The organism is Cryobacterium sp. M15 (assembly GCF_002929675.1).
Taxonomy (GTDB): Bacteria; Actinomycetota; Actinomycetes; order Actinomycetales; family Microbacteriaceae; genus Cryobacterium; species Cryobacterium lyxosi.
On sequence record NZ_PJJW01000035.1, the window covers coordinates 163,764 to 181,808 of the forward strand.

Consider the following 18,045-nt stretch of genomic DNA (forward strand, 5'->3'; position numbering starts at 1 on the left):
GTCGACAGCACCTGAGAGAATTACCCCATGGCTATTGCAGTAACCCCGCCGCGCGGCATGCGCGATTTCCTCCCCGCCGACAAGGCCGTGCGCGAGCGTTCTCTCGGCATCATCCGCGACAGTTTTCGGGCGCATGGCTTCGACGAGATTGAAACCCCGGTCATGGAAGATTCCGACCGGCTGCACGCAGGGCTCGGCGGCGACAACGAGAAGCTCGCCTTCGCGGTGCTGAAGCGCGGCCTCAGCGCAGCGGATGTCGCGGCTGCGGCCGAGCAGGATGACCTGCTGTCCCTGGCTGACCTCGGACTGCGCTTCGACCTCACTGTTCCGCTCGCCCGGTTCTATGCCACGCACCGCGCCGCACTGCCCGCCGTGTTCAGGTCGATCCAGATCGCCCCGGTCTGGCGGGCCGAGCGCCCGCAGAAGGGGCGCTACCGCCAGTTCATGCAGTGCGATATCGACATCATCGGCGAGGCCGGCCCGCTTGCCGAGATCGAACTGATTACCGCCACGGCTGCGACGCTCGACCAGCTCGGCCTCGAGGGGTGCTCCATTCGCATCAATGACCGGCGCATCCTCAGCGCCCTGCTCGCCTATTGGAATGTCGGTGCGGAGCTGACCGAACGGGCTTTGATCGTGATCGACAAGCTCGACAAGATCGGCGTCGATGGCGTCGCCAGCGAACTGGGCACCCTCGGCATCGACGCCCCCGACCTGGCCACGCTGCTCACCGAACTCGGATCCGGTGGCTGGCCCCTCGGCGACAGCGCCCCGAAGTGGCTCGATACTGCGGCGTTCGCTGACCTCACGGACCTGCGCGCAGCCCTGCCCGGCGTCGACCTGGTCTTCGACCCGACCCTGGTGCGTGGCATGGGATATTACACCGGCACCATCTTCGAGATTTCCCACCCTGACCTGGCTTATTCCCTCGGTGGCGGCGGCCGCTACGACGGCATGATCGGCCGATTCCTCGGCACCGACGTACCCGCCTGCGGATTCTCGATCGGTTTTGAACGCATCGTCGACCTGCTGCAAGCGGATGCCGCATCCGCTCAGCATGCCGTCGTACTCGTTTACGAGAAAGATGCCGATTCGGCCCGTCTGGTTGCCCTCAAGCGTGACCTCATCGCCGGGGGATTGCGGGTGCGCCTGGAACGCCGCACCAAGAACCTCAAGGCCCTGCTCGACCGGGCCGGAGAAGCCGGTTACGGACGCTTCGCGTTCGTGAGCGCTGACACGCAGGCCGCTGTCGACCTCGACTTCAAGCCGCTCGGCGCCTGACGCCTGACGCCTGACGCCGCTTCAGCGGATCGGCGGATGCGTTTGGTTAGACTGAAACCGCCTGGATCACCCGGCACACCCTACTTTCATTCGACGAGTACCCCGGCGTCTACCCAGGCGTTCACCCCCGACAAATCAGGAGACAGTTGTGGCCCTAATTGAGGCAGTAGACGCACGCGAAATTCTCGACTCCCGCGGCAACCCGACCATCGAGGTCGAAGTTTTGCTCGGTGACGGAACCGTCAGCCGCGCTGCAGTACCGTCCGGTGCATCCACCGGGGTATTCGAGGCTTATGAGCTGCGCGACGGCGACAAGGCCCGCTACCAGGGTAAGGGCGTGCTCAAGGCCGTCGAAGCAGTGATCGACGACCTCGGCCCCGCGGTCGAAGACATCGACGCGACCGACCAGCGCATCGTCGACCTCGTGCTCATCGAAGCCGATGGCACTGATAATAAAGAGCGCCTCGGCGCCAACGCCATCCTGGGCGTCAGCCTGGCCGTGGCCAAGGCCGCCGCCAGCTCAGCCGGCCTGCCGTTGTTCCGCTACCTCGGCGGCCCGAACGCACACACCCTGCCGGTGCCCCTGATGAACATCATCAACGGCGGCTCGCACGCCGACAACGATGTCGACATCCAGGAATTCATGATCGTTCCCCTCGGTGCCGAATCGTTCAGCGAGGCGCTGCGCTGGGGCGTTGAGGTCTACCACTGCCTCAAGGCGCTGCTGCAGTCCAAGGGCCTGTCCACTGGCCTCGGCGACGAGGGCGGCTTCGCCCCCAACCTGCCGAGCAACCGGGCCGCGCTCGACCTCATCGTCGAGGCGATCACAATCGCCGGTTACGTTCCCGGCAAGGACATCGCCCTCGCCCTCGACGTCGCCGCGAGCGAATTCTTCACGGACGGCAGCTACAACTTCGAGGGCAAGAAGTTCTCGGCCGAAGAAATGAGCGCATACTACGCCGAGCTCGTCACCGACTACCCGCTGGTCTCCCTTGAAGACCCGCTCGAAGAAGACGACTGGGACGGCTACGTGCACCTCACCGCATCTCTTGGCGACAAGGTGCAGATCGTTGGCGACGACCTGTTCGTGACCAATCCCGTGCGTCTGGCCAAGGGCCTTACGCTCAAGGCTGCAAACTCCATTCTGGTCAAGGTCAACCAGATCGGTACCCTGACCGAGACGATGGACGCCGTGGCACTGGCTCAGCGCGCCGGCTACACGGCGATCATCTCGCACCGCTCAGGCGAGACCGAAGACACCTTCATCGCCGACCTCGCCGTCGCAACGGATGCCGGCCAGATCAAGACCGGCGCGCCCGCACGTAGCGAGCGCGTCGCCAAGTACAACCAGCTGCTGCGCATCGAAGAAGAACTCGGCGAGGCCGCTGTCTACGCGGGCCGCTCCGCGTTCCCCCGCTTCACCGCGTAACAGCGCTCGACTTCGCCTACGGGCCCCCGACCAACGTTCTTCGGCTGGTCGGGGGCCCACAGCCACACTTGCTACCGTTTTCACCAGCACGTTCATCGCCAGCGTAAGGAGTTGTCATGGATCAGAAACGACCAGCCCCACGGCAACCCGTTGTTTCAGAGGCCGAAACCCCCGCCGGTGGCTGGCTGCGCAGCATCCGCTTCTCCGGATTTTCGCTCGTGATGATGGTCGTGCTGATCCTCGCCGTCGTGGTGCTCGCGCCGAGCCTGCGCACCTACGCCGAGCAGCGGCAGCAGATCAGCCAGCTCAGTGCCGCTGTCGCCGACCAGAAAGCTGAGGTCGATCAGCTCACGAGCCAGCGAGAGCGCTGGAACGACCGCACCTACGTCACGACGCAGGCACGCGAGCGGTTGTCGTACGTGCTGCCCGGCGACATCAGTTTTCTCGTCATCAACGACCTGCCGGTCGTCGCTCCGCTCGAAGCGGATGCGAGCCCGGTCAGCACCAATATTCAAAGCACTACAACTGATTGGCTGGGTTCCTTGTTCGCCTCCACCATGACTGCCGGCCTCGCACCGCAAGCCGCAGCACCAGCGCCACCAGCGACGGATGCCCCACAGCCGGTGGCTCCGTGACCCGGCCGCCGTTCGATCCGTTCTCTCCAGCCGACATCGATCTCGTTTCGGCCCAGCTCGGTCGCCCTGCCCGCAACGTCGTCGGCATCGCTGCGCGCTGCGTCTGCGGCGCGCCGACCGTGGTCGCCACCGCTCCCCGGCTGGCCGACGGTACTCCGTTTCCTACCCTGTACTACCTGTGCCACCCGGCCGCGACGGCAGCGATCTCCTCGCTCGAAGCGACCCAGGTCATGAACGAATACAACGATCTGCTCGCCGACGATGACGATATGCGCGCCGCATACCAAGCCGCTCACGAGAGTTTTCTGTTCGACCGCGAGCAGCTCGGCACCGTGCCCGAGATTGCAGGGATCTCCTCCGGTGGCATGCCGAGTCGGGTCAAATGCCTGCACGCCCTCGCCGCACACTCCCTGGCCGCCGGACCCGGCGTAAATCCGATCGGTGACCTTGCGCTGGCGCGTGCGGCCTGGTCGCCGACGGTCTGTGTCTGCCTGGACTACGCCGCCGTAGCCGCGACAGGCGGGACGGTTACGGAGTGACTCCGACTGCGCAACGGGTCAGTGGGTGTCGAGACGGCGGGCGTCGGGCCAGTGGGCAACGGGCCAGCGGGCGTCGAGTCAGGGCGGGCGTCGCGGTCGCCCTCACCGCAGCGCTCTTCGGCGGCACTGTCGCGGGTTCCGTCGTGCTCGACGCACCCGCCGCCCATGCCGACCAGATTCGTGACCTGCAGTACTGGCTGAACGATTACGGGTTCACCGAAGCCTGGAATACCACGCGGGGCGCGGGCGTCACCGTGGCCGTAATCGACTCCGGGGTCAACGGCAGCGTCCCCGAGTTGAACGGCGTTGTGACCGGGGGAACGGATGTCTCCGGTCTCGGCTCCGCAAACGGCCAAACCCCGGTCGCCGGTGACGACGATGATGGCGAGCACGGCACCCTGGTGGCCTCGCTGCTGGCCGGTCGCGGCACCGGTGACGGCACGGGCCTCATCGGAGTGGCGCCGGAAGCATCCATTCTGGCGGTGTCGGTGGGGTTCGGCAGTACCCGTTCCGCAGTGAGCAACGATGACCAGATCGCGCAGGGCATCCGCTGGGCTGTGGACAACGGCGCCGACGTCATCAACATGTCGCTCACCCGGAACACGCTGTATTGGCCGGAGAGCTGGGATGAGGCCTTTCTTTACGCCTTTGAGAACGATGTCGTCGTGGTGGCCGCGGCCGGAAACCGGGGGAGCGGCACCACCGAGGTCGGTGCTCCCGCGACGATCCCCGGCGTTCTGACCGTGGCGGGTGTCGACCGCAACAAAACGGCGAGCTTCGATGCGTCCTCGCAGGGCATCACCATCGCTATCGCCGCCCCGAGTGAAAAGCTGGTCGGCGTCATGCCCGATTCCAGCTACGTTCAGTGGGACGGAACCAGCGCGGCCGCGCCGATCGTGTCCGGGCTGGTTGCCCTCGTGCGGGCGGCCTACCCAAATCTGGATGCGGCGGGCGTCATGAACCGTGTCATCGCGACCGCGAACGCCAACGGGCAGTCCGTTCCGAGCCCGATCTACGGCAATGGCCTGATCGACGCTGCCGCCGCGGTGACCCGGTATGTCGCTCCGGCGACCGGGGCCACCCCGAGCGCACTTCTGACCGAGTGGATCACACTGCATCGTCGTGCCGAAATCGAGGTGGTTCCCACCGAAGTTCCGGTCGCTGAGGCTCCGGCAGCCGCAGACGAGGACCCGCCCCTGCCCGTGCAAAATGTGCTCACGGCCTGGCTGCCGACTCAACTGACATTGACTTATATCAGTCTGCCGCTCGCTGTACTCGTGGTGTTTGGTATCCTAGTAACGCTGTTAGGCATTGGGGCCACTCGGCATATCAAGCGAATTCGGCGCAACCCCAAAGATTTCGCACAATAATAATCATGTAGGAGGCTTTCTCATCGTGCCCAAAATTCTCATTGTTGGTGGCGGCTACGCCGGATTTTACACGGCGTGGAAGCTCGAGAAATGGCTGCGATCCGGCGAAGCCGAGGTCACCATTGTTGACCCGCTGCCGTACATGACGTACCAGCCCTTCCTTCCGGAGGTCGCTGCCGGATCTATCGAGCCCCGCCACGCGGTCGTGTCTCACCGTCGTCACCTCAAAAAGACCAACGTCGTCTCTGCCAAGGTTTCTTACGTCAACCACGCGGAGAAAACCGCCACGATCACCCCGCCAATCGGCGAGCCGTACGAATTTGCCTACGACATCATTGTGGTCACCGCCGGCGCGGTGTCGCGTACCTTCCCCATCCCCGGCATCGCCGACCAGGCCATCGGCCTCAAGACCGTCGAAGAGGCCGTCGCCATTCGCGACCGTGTGCTGACCAACTTCGACCGTGCTGCCGCTCTGCCAGCCGGCCCCGAGCGTGAACGCCTGTTGACGTTCGTTGTTGTCGGTGGCGGTTTCGCCGGGATCGAGGTGTTTGCCGAGCTGCGTTCCTTCGCCACCTCGCTGCTCACCCTGTACCCGGAGATCAGCTTCGAAGAGACCAACTTTCACCTCATCGAAGCCATGGCCCGCATCATGCCCGAAGTTTCGCTCAAGACGAGCCTGTGGGTCATCGACAACCTGGCCGGCCGCGGCGCGGAGATTCACCTCGACACCCAGCTGACCAGCGCGGTCGACGGCAAGATCGAACTCTCCACCGGGGAGACCTTCGAAACCGACCTCATCGTCTGGACTGCCGGCGTCATGGCCAACCCCACGATCGTGCGTCACACCGACCTGCCGATCGAGGAGCGCGGTCGACTGCGGGTGCGCGCCGACCTGCGCGTCGGAACCGAAGACGACATCATCGCTGACGCCTGGGGCGCCGGTGACGTGAGCTGCGTTCCTGACCTGAGTGGTGGCGGTGTGGGCGGCAACTGCGTACCCAACGCCCAGCACGCTGTGCGCCAGGGCAAGCTGCTCGCCAAGAACCTGGTTGCTGTGCTGCGCGGCGAAGAGCCCGTGCAGTACCTGCACAAAAACCTGGGTGCCGTCGCCGGTCTCGGCGTCGGTGTGGGCGTGTTCCAGAGCGGCAACCTCGCCATCACCGGCCTGCCGGCCTGGTTCGCCCACCGCGGCTACCACGGCCTGGCCATGCCGAGCTGGGAGCGCAAGCTTCGCGTCGTCTGGGGCTGGAGCAACAACGTGTTCCTCGGTCGCGATGTCGTCTCGCTTCGCGCCACCCAGAACCCGCGCGCCGTGTTCGAAGAGTTCGCTTCGCGTCCGAAGCCGCCGGCACCGGCCGAAGCGCCGGCCGCCAAGGCGCCGACGGCTCCGCGCGCGCCCCGTGCGCCGCGCAAGCCCACGGTCAAGGCTGCTGCAGCAGACGCTGCTGCTCCCGCAAAGCAAGCAACCGTCGGGCAGAAGGCGGCCGCTCGGGCATCCGCTTCGAAGTAGGTTTTTCGCTGGGTACTGTCGGGCGAGATTATCGCCCGACGGTACCCGCGCTACAGCCGCCCGTCACCGGGCATGCCCCCATAGCCCAATTGGCAGAGGCAGACGACTTAAAATCGTCACAGTCTGGGTTCAAGTCCCAGTGGGGGCACCACGAATGTTGCACGACAACTGATCGGACGCGTGGAGACCCACGCGCGCTCGGTGCAGCTGACAGAACTGACCGCCGACGTCAGCATCACAGCCCGCCATTTCTTCGAGCGCCACGGATTCACCGTCGAGGCAGAACAGCACCCGGTGCTGGACGGCATGCCGCTGACCAATTACAAGATGAAAAAGAAGCTCCTCGACAGCGCGGTGTGCCTGAGCGGGCAGCTTGCCTGCCACACCCAGGACCAAGCGAAAACTGTCCGGGATGACCTACCACTTCACCTTGACCCGCGCTGAACCGGGATGCCGTTCGTTCGCGGTCACCGCGACGAGCGATCCGCTGATGTGGCAGGTCGAGGAGCGCTTCGAGGATGCAGCGGCCTGTGACACTCACCAGGAACGAGTCGCCAGCAGCGAGTGGGGCCAAGCTACCTCGGACATCGAACGCCGTTACTTAGTGATCACAACGGTTCCCGAGATGGTGTTGTCTCCCGGGGCTGTGGTTAGCTCGGCCGTGCCGATGACACCGTCAGGGATAACGACGTCGGCCGCGTCGACGGTCGGGGCCGGCGCATCCGTTTGATTAGACCGTTCATTGCCACCGGCGGTTTTGCGAGTGGCGCTCTCACGGCCGCCGTTCTCCTGCCTGAACCCTGGATATTCGTCGTTAGCGTCGGCGCGTTCCTCGCCATTGTCACCTCTGTCTGGCTGTTTCAGCGCTCTGGACCTCGCCGGCTGATCGCTCAGCCTGGTCAGCACATAGCCGGACGCATGGTTCTCGTCGGAGCTATGTTCATGTTTCCGATCGGCGGGCCTCTCATCGGGACCTATACGGATAACGTCTGGGCCGTCGTGGCGCTAGCCCTCGCACTTCCTGCCATCATGTTGGTGATTCCATGGTGGTGGGAAAGAAACCTACCCGGCACAGTGGCAGGAAAATAAGCATGCAAGCCGCATTCGATGAAGTAATTCACGCGCCTAACCGGCTTCGCATCACGGCCGCCCTCTCGGCAGTTGTGAGCGCCGACTTCTCCGTAATCAGAGACTTGTTGAGCGTTAGCGATTCCGTGCTCAGCAAGCACGTCAAGCCACTCAGTGAAGCAGGTTACGTCGACGTCGTGAAGACTGTGATTAATTCCCATGTCAGGACATCTCTCACTCTGACCGTGAAGGGCCGCACAGCCTACCGAGGCCATAATGAGGCCTTGCGAGAGCTCACCGCGAATATGGGCGAGGCGGACACAACTGTCGACCAGATTTCCAAACTATAAAAGTCGAAAAACCGCCGTGACGCTCATCCTATTTTCACGGTTGCTCTGGTCGTCCCGCACAGCGTTCCCCTTTCGAGAGGCGAAGTTTTTTCGTCGCTTTCACGGGTGAGTGTCACACTTTGACCTCGGCCGGTCATGGTCTCGTATGGGGTTCCCCGTAAGGGCAGTGCTCAAGCGGTCCTGCAGTCTGCCAAAATGAGCCCGTGACTGACTGGGAAGAACGGATCAGAATTTTTTGGAGCGAGGTCAGTGGCGCCGACCAGGAGTTCACTTTCGGCTCTATGCAGGCCCTGATCACAGAGCGACGTGACGATGATCCGGCCGCTATCTTCGAGTGGGCGTCGGTGCATGACTTTCTTGGACGGGAAGCGGAAGCGATTCCGCTTTACCGCCGTGCGCTTGTCCCCTGTGTGAGCCGGCCGGCTGGCCTCAGAACGGAGACCACGGGAACCGCGATCTGCGTCGCACATCATCTTCATCACGAACGCCTTGATCGGAAACCACTACGGGGTGAGTAGTTGGCCCAACAGAATCTTTTCACCGAAAGAAGCGATGAAATGTCCTAACCCTTCACTGCCGTTCTATCTGCCGAGGAGAACCCCGTGCACGAAGATGATCGCCGGAAATGTCGCGGTGAAGGCCCAAAAGAAAGTGTCGAGGCCAATCAGCACGGCTGTTCCGAGATGGAGCATGGCCCCGGCAAAAAGCAGCGCTACCAGAACGCCAGGGGGAGCCACAAGGGCTAGGGGAAAAATGATCTCCACGACGATAACTGACCATCCGACGAAGCCTCCAAGCCAAGGTCGTCTACGAAGTACGGCTGCGGCCGTGGAGTGTCCATAAGTAGCGGTGTTGAGAATGCTTTGCATGGCTGATCCTTGACGCCACTGTGCGTTGGATACCTTCGATATTCCCGCAGCGAAATATGCCAACAAAGCCTGCGCCGCGATGAAATACAAGCCCACGGCTTGAAAAGGACTCGACGTTGGGAGCAGGAAGGTGAATGCCAAGCCCGCAAGGATGATGAACGATATCTGATTGGAGCCATCTTTGCCATAGCGAATTTGATAGGTCAGGAAAAGACTTGATAGCAAAATGATCGTTGCGTAACTGGCATAGAGCAGGTTGCTTTGAAACGGAGTGATTAGCGCTATGGAACAGACGATTCGAGCAATCACAACGATGCGTAGCCACACTGAGCCGCTGTGCCCGACCATCCATCCACGGGACGCACCGTGTGACCTAGCGAGGATCTGCCTGCTATTCCAGTCGAACAGCCCGCTCGAGCCGAATTCTTTTAAACTGAAAAGCAATTGCAGAGAACCTTGAAGAATTCCTATGCCCACGATGATGGCGGTAATTCGTGCGGCGCTTTCGACTGTCAACATGGCTTATGACACCGGGTGAGTCAGCGAATAAAATCGAACGCGTGGCACAGAAGCTCCGCTCGGACCGCGTGTTTCAACCAAAGCAAACTGGTAGAACGCCTGCGACGACAATGAACCTCCGAGTCGCTTGCGCGCAACGTCAAGCAAGATTATGTATGGCGCGGTGAACTGAAGCCGCTCTGCAGGGCTGTTGATACTGGAAAGCGCCAGCAGCTGAAACAATTCGATCATGCCCTCTCGGTAGCGTTTTCGCGGGTTCCAAAGGGGAAAGAGAATTCCTCTCGGGGATAAATCTAACTCCAACCATGGACTGACGCTCGTTTCATCTTCGCGACTGCGGTAAACAAAGTGATAGTTACTCGCGCCGGGATCTGGCGTAAAAAATGACCATTTTGGTATGAGTGTGAACCGGTCAAACCGTGTAGTTAGCCGGCTGAGCAGATTATTTTTCTGAAATGCGATCGTCAGTAAAAACCAGACAGAGAAAACAACGATCCCAATAACGCCGAATACGGAGCTTGCAATATCAATCATCATGTGCCCTTCCTCAGATCGAATCGGTCGGCGAACGGTTTGTAGCGGAAGCGACTTGACGGACGAACTCGTGGCGGGATCGTTTAACGATGCTGGTAGCAGGCAGCTATTGATGATTTGAGAATACGAAGCAGAGTTTGGGTCATTTCAATCGGGCGGCACGCGCATCCGCTTGGTAGGCCCGAAGGGCCTCCAACGTCTGTGCCGATCGGTGCTCTACAGGGACTTCTGCAAGCTCTTCGCTCATACCTTCTATGTCGCAACGGATAGCCGAACCGCCGTCCGTGACGATCCAGTCGTCATTGGGGTCGACAGGGGTGATGACGCTGTCGAGGGTCGAGAGTTCGAGATCGGTGAGGCTGATAGCCATGTGCGTTCCGTCTTTCGGGCTCGGAGAAATCGTGTCGACGCTCACTGTGAATCCAGGATGATTTGCGGCCGCTCATAATCAAGCGGGCCGGCCCACAGTAAGGCGAGGCGTATCGGTTCAACTACCTAATGTCTATTCTGAAAATCATCTTTCGTCAACTATGAAAACGATCAGCATCATAGACATATCAGGTCGTTAGGGGAAGGCCCTGCAGCGATGTGTTCTGGGGTAGCGGAGCATCAACTGTCCGTAGCACCGGCTGATGCGCGAAAGGGCTGGGGTCGAGCGCTCGTAGAGGCCGCCAAAATTCACGCGCAAAAGCGCGGCTACCATCGCATTTCGCTTCGCACTTACGCAGATGTCCCTTGGAACGCCCCGTTCTATGCGAGCGCCGGTTTCGTGGAGGAAGAACCTGCAACGCAATTCCATCGTTCCCTTGTCGGCATCGAGGGCGAACTTGGGCTTGACCGATATGGGCGGCGGGTGCAGATGGTTGCCCACGTTCAGGCGCCGGGTCCGTAGGACGTCGCGTCGACGCGATGTCGCGTGAGAGGTGGGCAGTTGGACGCATCAATTCTCGGGCGACGCGTCACCGGCGATGTACTCGTGCACCGTCCCGTCAGATTTTGCTTGGATGCTCGATTGCGACGGTGGCTTTCTCTTCGTGCGTCCGTGCACAACGAGGTCAAAAAGATCAAACCACGAAGCCTGAAGCACCCCTTGTTGCCGTGCACCATCACCGCGATGATTGATCCATGGCAGATAAAGCGAACGATGTCGATGCGGTCTGGGATGACTGGAAAAAGGCGGTCACGATGACCGCCAGTGAGATCACGTCGTGGCTCGACACCGACGAATCCCGGGAGGTCGGCCAGAAAGACGATGGCAGTGGAGAGTCCATCGGGCATAGGTCTGGCCGCAGGATCGTGACGATTCTTGGAAAGAAGAAAGCCGATCTGACCGCGTCTGATATTGAACACATGCATAAGGTGGTCGGCTACGTGAAGCGGCACGGGGCCCAGGGACCAGAGTCCGATGTCGAGCACTCACGATGGCGCTACTCGCTCATGAACTGGGGAAACGATCCGCTGAAATAGGTCTCAGATTCCTGGTGGGAGCAGCGGTCGATTGGCGTGGGGTGGTGGTCATGATGTCGGCCCATCAGCCAGATCGGGGCAGCACCAAATCAGTCCCTGCGCGGGCCGTAGGTGAGCAGGGCGTTGCCCTTGCTCGTCATCACAGATGACTGAAGCGTCAGCCGAGTCACCGGGTCGGTCGACTCGAACAAATGACGTCCCTCTCCCGCGACTACTGGGTGTGTCATGAGGGAGAGCGAGTCGAGCAGCCCGGCAAACAAGAGCTGCCGTACCAAAGAGATACCTCCGATCAGGGAGATCTCGCCGCCCTCTGTGCGCTTCAGGTCTGTCACGAATTCGGTGAGGTCTCCGGTGACCAGCGTCGAATTCTGCCAGGCCAGGTCGCCGGTCAGTGTGCGCGAGGCGACGAATTTTTGCACCGGATTGATGAATGCTCCGAACGGGTCATCGTTCTCGGTGCCGGGCCAGTAGCCGGCCCACTCCTCATAGCCGACTCGCCCGAGCAGAACCGTGTCGACGCGGTTCATCATGGCGGTCATTTCGACACCCAACTCCTCGTCAAAGCTGTCGAACTGCCAGAGGTTCGGCGACTCGACCACGCCATCGAGAGACATGAACAGGCCGGCGGTCAGTTTTCGCATCAGAGTTCTCCCATGATCGGTGGAATGCTAGTACCGATCAGCGCAGACGGTCGAGGTAGCGCAGAATAACGCCCTCGCGCAGTGCCCACGGTGACACCTCGAGTTCCGCAGCCCCGAACGCGGCCATCGCCGCGCTGAGCACAATGCCGCCGGCCACGATCTGAAAGGTGCGATCGGCGGTGATGCCGGGCAACGCCGGGCGGGCTTCGGCGGGAATGCGGGCGAGACGCGGCACCCAGTCATCGAGTTCGGTACGGCCGAGGCGCAGCCGGTCAGCGGCTCCGACACCGTCCGAGGTCGTCCCGGCCAAGCGAGCCAGCGACCGAATCGCTTTCGACGACCCGACGATGTGGTGCGGTGCCGGCAGATGCGCGAACGCTTTGACGACATCGTGTAAAACGGATGCTGCGTGCTTGCGCAACGCAGTCACCTCTTCCGGCAGTGGAGGATCGTGGTGCAGAAATCCGACGGTGCTGCGCCCGGCACCCAGCGGCAGGGACAGGGCGACCTCGGGAAACTCAGCTCCGCCGGCGGCGATCTCCAGCGACCCGCCGCCGATGTCGAACAGAAGAATATTGCCGGCCGACCAGCCGTACCAGCGTCGCACGGCCAAAAAAGTTAACCGGGCCTCGTCTTCACCCGACAACACCTGCAGGGAGACGCCGGTTTCTTGTTCGACCCGGTCGAGCAGCTCTGGACCGTTTGTCGCCTCACGCAGGGCCGAGGTGGCGAACGGCAGCAGTTCGTCGATGTTGTGCTGTTCGGCAACATCCGCTGCATGCTGCACTGATTTTAGAACCGCAGCGACACCCTCATCGTTGATGGCACCCTCGGGCGTGATGTAGCGCATGAGGCGCAGTACGCTCTTATCGGCGGCCATCGGCACGGGCGGGGCCCCTTCGTGCGCGTCGACAACCAGCAGGTGGACGGTATTCGAACCGACATCGAGGACTCCAAGGCGCACATGTGTACGATACCGCCTGCAGCGAGCTAACGCTGTGTCGGGGCGACGAAGCGCTGCCAGACCCACGCGCTCGCGCACAGCGCCGCGAAGATGGCGGCAGCGATCCAAAGTGTCATCCCGCTGCCGTCGTTCTCGAGCTGCTCAATCACGGGGGCGAGCGCCGCGAACAGCATGCCATAGGTGATGACGGTCAGACCTGCCCACAGCGGAGGCGACCAGGCCAAGATACGTCGACCGCTGGTGTGGCCGATCGGTACCAGAATCAGCACTGCTGAGCCGATGGCAGCGAGCACGATCGTGTTGATGGTCTCCGCGGCGAGCGACGTGGTGAAATCAGTGGCGCCGGGCAGCAGCGACCCGAGGAGCCAGGCGAGAATGGCGAAGGCTGTGAGCGCACCCACCCGGACCGCGGCGAGCTGGCCGCGCTGCGCGCCCGTGGGCTGCGCGCCGGCCTGGCCCGAGGCATCCGTTGTGGCCGAGAGGGTGATGCTGCCCAGTAGCCCGAACAATAGGGCGGGATGCACGTCGAACATTCGGGAGGCGATCGCGGCGGCTGCGATGATCAGCAGGTAGCGCGGCAAAAAAGTGGCTGTTCCGTTCTGGCGCAACACGCGCGAACTCCACCACAGTGGAACCAGAATGGCCACCGCATTGACCAGGACCAGCCCGATGACCACGGCGACGAGTAGGCGCAGGTAGGCCGGCTGGTCGACGACGGGACCTGACAGCATGACAAAGGTCGCGGCGGCCAACAAAGCCGCGCCACCGCGCAGCCACCGGTTGGGGTTTATCGTCGGTGCGACCTCGAATTCTTCACGCACTCGGTTTCGTCCCGCAAATGACGGCAGCGCCCGAAGCGGTCGGCCGCCGCGGGTGCGGGAAATGGTACCCGCGAGCATTCGTAGCGGCACCGCGATCAAAAGCAGCGCGCCGACGGCGAGCAGTCCGGCCTGCAACCAGAGAAACGGAGAGTCGCTGCCGGTCGGACCGATGGCCGCAGCAAACCGGGTCGGGTCATTCCACTGGCCGGGGAAAACGGATGCCGCTTCCCCATTGCGCTTCGGCTCTGCAGCTTCCGGGTCGGGCGCGTTGGTACCCGGCGCCGCGCTGGGCGAAGGCTGTGAAGGCTGTGAAGACTGTGGAGGAGCTCCGGGCACGGCAACGGAACCGTCCGGTGGCGGCGAGGCCGCCACGCTCGGTGTCGGCGTGACCGGTGGCGTTGCCGGGGCGGACTCAGACGGCGTCGGGGCCGCTGTCGTCTCGGCGACGTAGCTGACCGACAGGGGAGCGCTGCCCGGACCGACGTTGCCGGCGTCATCTTTCTGCACGGCGATGACCGAGTAAGACCCGGCGGCCACGCCGCCGGCCGAGCAGGTCCACGTTCCGGCGGTCACGGGTGCAGAACAGACCGAGTAGGCGCCGGCGAACACCGTGACGGTGGCACCGGTTTCTCCGGTTCCGGTGTATTGGGTGCCGGCGACCGGAACCTGCGTGCCGGCGCTGGGAGCCGTGACGATCGGGGCATCCGGTGCGGTGATATCGAACACGATTGTCACCGGCGCGCTCGCGTTCGACGTTGACGGGTTGCTGAACGTTGAAGTCTGGCTGGCGGTGACGTCCTGGCTGCCGTTCGTGAGCGTGCCGGAGAACAGGCAAGCCCAGGCACCGGAACCGTCGACCTGACTGGCGCAGGTGGCATCATTTGGCAAGGATGCCGTCACGGTGGCCTGTGGGTGCCCGGTTCCGCGCACCCAGCCGTTGGATTCCAACCCGGTCAGGCCGCCGAGTACCGTTGGGGCGCCGAGTACGGCGACGGCAATGTCGTCACTCAGGCTGGGAACACCGGTCACCACTACGCGCAGGGTGATGTTGGGGCCGTTCGGCAGGTAGACGTTGCCGCAGCTCCATGAGGTCGATGAGTCGTCGACGATGCACAGGGGGTCGCCGCCGCGCGGTGACAGCAACTGAATCTCCTGGTCGGCAGCTTTCGACCCCGAAACAGTGGTGCGGTTGCTGCTGATGAATTGCCCGTTGCCCGGGCTCTCGATCCGGGGGCTCGGCGCGGAGTTGGTCGTCGTGTTTGGGATCGGTTCCGCGGTGGCCGTGGGGGTCGCGTCGGGCGTCGTTTGCTGCCCGGTGGCTGGAGCCGGGGTCTCGTCGGTCTGTGCCATCGAGGGTGCGGGTGTCGCCAGGGCCAGGGCGAAGGTGAAGGCGAGCAGGAGGGCGACGATGGCCACAACGCAGCGGAACTGGCGGGGGCGCACCGTTTTGCCCCGCACTGCGATACGAGCCGATTCGGACACAACTCACCCCCTGCCCCAATTTGAGGGGCAGACGGTGAGAAAGTCAACCTCTCCCGCCCGGAATAAGGTAACAAACCAGAGGAACGCTTCGAGGCGTTTCTACCCGGCTCTAAACGTGACAACCTTTATACGAAGCGGATGCTCCGCATCACCCGCCGAAAAGAGCCTCGCCGCCATGAATCCCACGCCTCGTACCCCGGCAGCACCATCGAATCGCGCTGTCGCTGCCCGCGATTGGGAACACCGCGCGGCTGAGCTCGGTGATCGCCTGCCGACCGGGTTCGAGGTGGCCGTGGCGACCTCAGCCTTTCAGATCGAGGGTGCCGCCCGTGATGGCGGTCGCGGTGACAGCGTCTGGGACGCCTTCAGCCAGGTTTCCGGGCGCATCCGCGACGGTTCGAACGCTTCCGTCTCGGCCGACCATGTGAAGAACTACGCCGCTGACACCGCTCTGCTGCGCGACCTCGGCGTCGATTGCTATGCGTTCTCCTTTGGCTGGACCCGGCTGCAGCCGGAGGGCCGTGGCGCCCTCAACCGAAATGGACTCGCGTTCTATGACCGTTTGCTCGACGCGTTGCTGGCCGACGGCATCCGTTCGACCGCCACGCTCTCACACTTCGACCTGCCAGCAGCCCTGCGCGGCGGCTGGCTGAACCGCGACACCGCCGGTCGCTTCGGCGACTATGCCCACGCGGTGGCGGAGGCGTTCGGCGACCGCATCGACGCCTGGGTGACCCTTGCCGAGCCGGCCACGGTCACCATGAAGGGCTACGCGCTGGGCACCCACGCGCCCGGCCGCACCCTGCTCTTCGACGCGTTGCCGACCGCGCACCATCAACTGCTCGGGCATGGACTCGCCGTGCAGGCCTTGCGCGCTGCTGACGTGCGCGGCCGTATCGGCCTCGTCAACTCCCACACCCCGGTACAGTCCGCAACCGACCGCGACCAGGATCGCTCGTACGCCGCGCTCTACGATCTGCTGACGAACCGCCTGTTCGCCGACCCCGTGCTGCTCGGCCACTACCCCGACCCACTTGAACCGTTCGCGCTCGAACTACGAACCCTGCTCGAGGCCGACCCGGACGACCTGCGCACGATCCACCAGCCGCTCGACTTCTACGGTGTCAGCTACACGGGGCCCGCCCGCGTCGCCGCCGGTGCGACGGTGCTGAAAGCGCCCGACGGCCAGCTGATTCCCACCACGTCGTGGCCATTCCACCTCGAGCCGTTTCGAGAACACCCCACCACCGCGGCCGGCGCTGTCAACGCCCCGGAGTACGTGGCCGTAGCGCTCGCCGAATTGGCCGAGCGCTACCCCGACCTACCGCCGGTCTACCTCTCGCTGGCCGGCGGCTCCTTCGCTGACCAAGCGGATGCCCGTCACAACGTGAACGACACCGCCCGCGTCGACTACCTGGCCGAGCACCTTCTGGCCGCCCTCGATGCCGCCGCGCCCATCGACCTAGCCGGCATCACGTTCTGGTCACTGCTCGACGCGTTCGAGTGGGATTTTGGCTACACCCAGCCCGCCGGCCTCGTGCACGTTGACTTCGCTAATGACCGCCGCACGCGCACTCCCAAGCTGAGCTACCGCTGGCTGCAGCATGCCCTGGCCAATCGGTAGCTCGAGCGCTGCCCGCCGGACAGCGACCCCACCAGCTGACCGCCTGACTCGTGAGATCTGTCGGGGCCAGTACCCGGTCGACGTCGCTGCGCGGAGCGCCGGGCGCCGAGCACAGCACAGCACAACCCGTGCAGCACCGGATGCTTGCCTCATCGCACATGCAGATCGGTCGCCTCGACCGCGGGGGCGGACTTGTTCACCATGAACGAACTCTTCGCCGCGGTACCAGCCCTGTCAAGCCCATAATCGGTGATTTTCAGGCCACGCCGAGCGCCCAGCAGCCGCACCGGTGGGCGCCTGTGCGGCCATCTCAGTCAATCTGTATGGCGCAGACGTCGGGCGCACGAGGTCGCATCAGCGCCGGAGCTCTCTCCACCTACCGGATACCTCGTCGGCGCGACCAGTAGTGTGGGACGCATGATGCCAGTGCTGCCGATACTTGTGTCTGCAGCGGCGCCGGCATCGGCTGAAGCCGAGAAGGTGTCACTTCGTTACTATGACGACATCGTGAGTCGTTACCACGGGCGACCTGCGCTCCAGCAGGAAATTGTCGCGGCCCAGGCCGGGTACCCAAGCGACGACCTCGTTGCACCAACCGGGCTGCTGTTGCTCGCCCGCCAGGGGCGCGCCGTGCTCGGCTGTGCCGGAATGCGCATTCGCCCTGGCGATATCGGTGAGGTGACCAGGGTCTTTGTCGAACCAGCTGCCCGAGGTCAGGGGGTGGGCCGGCTCCTCATGCAGAATCTGGAAAGTGAATCCCGCGCGCAGGGGCTCACGGCACTGCGGTTGGACACGCGAACCGACCTCATCGAGGCGCGCAGCCTCTATGCCTCGGTCGGTTTCATCGAGGGTGAAGCGCACAACACCGACCCGTACGCGAATCACTGGTTCCGAAAAGAATTGCGTTGAATCTTTGACTACCTCGCGCAGTACGCCGGAACC

The 18,045-nt window shown here is 63.2% G+C and carries 20 protein-coding genes and 1 tRNA gene; 15 read left to right on the plus strand and 6 right to left on the minus strand.

Annotated features, from left to right (window positions below):
- Nucleotides 1–27: 27 nt before the first annotated feature.
- From hisS to CXY83_RS07370, 11 genes are all read left to right on the plus strand, one after another.
- Nucleotides 28–1,281 carry a histidine--tRNA ligase gene (hisS, locus tag CXY83_RS07320; RefSeq protein ID WP_104196710.1) on the plus strand — a complete coding sequence of 418 codons (1,254 nt, stop codon included), beginning with the start codon at nt 28–30 and terminating at the stop codon, nt 1,279–1,281.
- Between the two features lie 148 nt (nt 1,282–1,429).
- The gene (gene eno, locus CXY83_RS07325; RefSeq protein ID WP_104196711.1) at nt 1,430–2,710 is read left to right on the plus strand and encodes a phosphopyruvate hydratase; all 1,281 of its coding nucleotides are present in this window, start codon (nt 1,430–1,432) and stop codon (nt 2,708–2,710) included.
- Between the two features lie 116 nt (nt 2,711–2,826).
- Complete coding sequence (locus tag CXY83_RS07330; RefSeq protein ID WP_104196712.1) at nt 2,827–3,345, plus strand: septum formation initiator family protein; 519 nt, start codon at nt 2,827–2,829, stop codon at nt 3,343–3,345.
- Entirely contained in the window at nt 3,342–3,884 is a 543-nt protein-coding gene (locus CXY83_RS07335; protein WP_104196713.1) for a DUF501 domain-containing protein, read from the plus strand. Before CXY83_RS07330 ends, CXY83_RS07335 begins: the two co-directional genes overlap by 4 nt.
- Nucleotides 3,881–5,254 carry a S8 family serine peptidase gene (locus CXY83_RS07340; protein ID WP_104196714.1) on the plus strand — a complete coding sequence of 458 codons (1,374 nt, stop codon included), beginning with the start codon at nt 3,881–3,883 and terminating at the stop codon, nt 5,252–5,254. The genes CXY83_RS07335 and CXY83_RS07340 overlap by 4 nt, the downstream gene beginning before the upstream one ends.
- Before the next feature lie 25 nt (nt 5,255–5,279).
- Entirely contained in the window at nt 5,280–6,764 is a 1,485-nt protein-coding gene (locus CXY83_RS07345) for an NAD(P)/FAD-dependent oxidoreductase (RefSeq protein ID WP_104196715.1), read from the plus strand.
- Between the two features lie 74 nt (nt 6,765–6,838).
- Nucleotides 6,839–6,915: transfer RNA gene (locus CXY83_RS07350), tRNA-Leu, on the plus strand.
- The gene (locus CXY83_RS17835) at nt 6,888–7,208 is read left to right on the plus strand and encodes a GNAT family N-acetyltransferase (RefSeq protein WP_199184919.1); all 321 of its coding nucleotides are present in this window, start codon (nt 6,888–6,890) and stop codon (nt 7,206–7,208) included. Before CXY83_RS07350 ends, CXY83_RS17835 begins: the two co-directional genes overlap by 28 nt.
- Nucleotides 7,177–7,494 carry a putative quinol monooxygenase gene (locus CXY83_RS17840; protein WP_199184915.1) on the plus strand — a complete coding sequence of 106 codons (318 nt, stop codon included), beginning with the start codon at nt 7,177–7,179 and terminating at the stop codon, nt 7,492–7,494. Before CXY83_RS17835 ends, CXY83_RS17840 begins: the two co-directional genes overlap by 32 nt.
- A 361-nt stretch (nt 7,495–7,855) precedes the next feature.
- The gene (locus CXY83_RS07365; RefSeq protein ID WP_104196717.1) at nt 7,856–8,182 is read left to right on the plus strand and encodes a transcriptional regulator; all 327 of its coding nucleotides are present in this window, start codon (nt 7,856–7,858) and stop codon (nt 8,180–8,182) included.
- A gap of 203 nt (nt 8,183–8,385) precedes the next feature.
- A complete protein-coding gene (locus CXY83_RS07370; RefSeq protein WP_233200672.1) occupies nt 8,386–8,700 on the plus strand; it encodes a tetratricopeptide repeat protein in 315 nt (104 codons plus the stop codon).
- Between the two features lie 63 nt (nt 8,701–8,763).
- Here CXY83_RS07370 and CXY83_RS07375 read toward each other — a convergent pair whose 3' ends face one another.
- The 3 genes from CXY83_RS07375 to CXY83_RS07385 all read right to left on the minus strand — a co-directional run bounded on the left by CXY83_RS07375 (nt 8,764) and on the right by CXY83_RS07385 (nt 10,519).
- A complete protein-coding gene (locus CXY83_RS07375; RefSeq protein ID WP_104196718.1) occupies nt 8,764–9,570 on the minus strand; it encodes a hypothetical protein in 807 nt (268 codons plus the stop codon).
- Between the two features lie 3 nt (nt 9,571–9,573).
- Entirely contained in the window at nt 9,574–10,107 is a 534-nt protein-coding gene (locus CXY83_RS17380; protein ID WP_146069881.1) for a hypothetical protein, read from the minus strand.
- 139 nt (nt 10,108–10,246) lie between these two features.
- Complete coding sequence (locus CXY83_RS07385) at nt 10,247–10,519, minus strand: hypothetical protein (RefSeq protein WP_104196720.1); 273 nt, start codon at nt 10,517–10,519, stop codon at nt 10,247–10,249.
- Between the two features lie 171 nt (nt 10,520–10,690).
- Here CXY83_RS07385 and CXY83_RS07390 point away from each other — a divergent pair, with 171 nt between their 5' ends.
- On the plus strand, nt 10,691–10,996 hold the full coding sequence (locus CXY83_RS07390) for an N-acetyltransferase (RefSeq protein ID WP_104196721.1): 306 nt from the start codon (nt 10,691–10,693) through the stop codon (nt 10,994–10,996).
- A gap of 233 nt (nt 10,997–11,229) precedes the next feature.
- The gene (locus CXY83_RS07395) at nt 11,230–11,571 is read left to right on the plus strand and encodes a DUF3140 domain-containing protein (RefSeq protein WP_104196722.1); all 342 of its coding nucleotides are present in this window, start codon (nt 11,230–11,232) and stop codon (nt 11,569–11,571) included.
- 89 nt (nt 11,572–11,660) lie between these two features.
- Here the strand turns inward: CXY83_RS07395 and CXY83_RS07400 are convergent, their stop codons facing one another.
- The 3 genes from CXY83_RS07400 to CXY83_RS07410 are packed head-to-tail and all read right to left on the minus strand — an operon-like array spanning nt 11,661 to nt 15,479.
- Nucleotides 11,661–12,212 carry a dihydrofolate reductase family protein gene (locus CXY83_RS07400; RefSeq protein ID WP_104196723.1) on the minus strand — a complete coding sequence of 184 codons (552 nt, stop codon included), beginning with the start codon at nt 12,210–12,212 and terminating at the stop codon, nt 11,661–11,663.
- Between the two features lie 37 nt (nt 12,213–12,249).
- Nucleotides 12,250–13,176, minus strand: a complete 927-nt coding sequence (locus CXY83_RS07405) for a Ppx/GppA phosphatase family protein (protein WP_104196724.1) — start codon at nt 13,174–13,176, stop codon at nt 12,250–12,252.
- Between the two features lie 26 nt (nt 13,177–13,202).
- Nucleotides 13,203–15,479, minus strand: coding sequence for a hypothetical protein (locus CXY83_RS07410; protein WP_104196725.1), 2,277 nt, complete (start codon nt 15,477–15,479; stop codon nt 13,203–13,205).
- Nucleotides 15,480–15,654: 175 nt separating this feature from the next.
- On the opposite strand from CXY83_RS07410, the gene CXY83_RS07415 reads away from it, so the two are divergent.
- Together CXY83_RS07415 and CXY83_RS07420 are read left to right on the plus strand one after the other, a co-directional pair.
- The gene (locus CXY83_RS07415) at nt 15,655–17,103 is read left to right on the plus strand and encodes a glycoside hydrolase family 1 protein (protein WP_104196726.1); all 1,449 of its coding nucleotides are present in this window, start codon (nt 15,655–15,657) and stop codon (nt 17,101–17,103) included.
- Between the two features lie 417 nt (nt 17,104–17,520).
- Nucleotides 17,521–18,012, plus strand: coding sequence for a GNAT family N-acetyltransferase (locus CXY83_RS07420; RefSeq protein ID WP_199184916.1), 492 nt, complete (start codon nt 17,521–17,523; stop codon nt 18,010–18,012).
- Nucleotides 18,013–18,045: the final 33 nt, after the last annotated feature.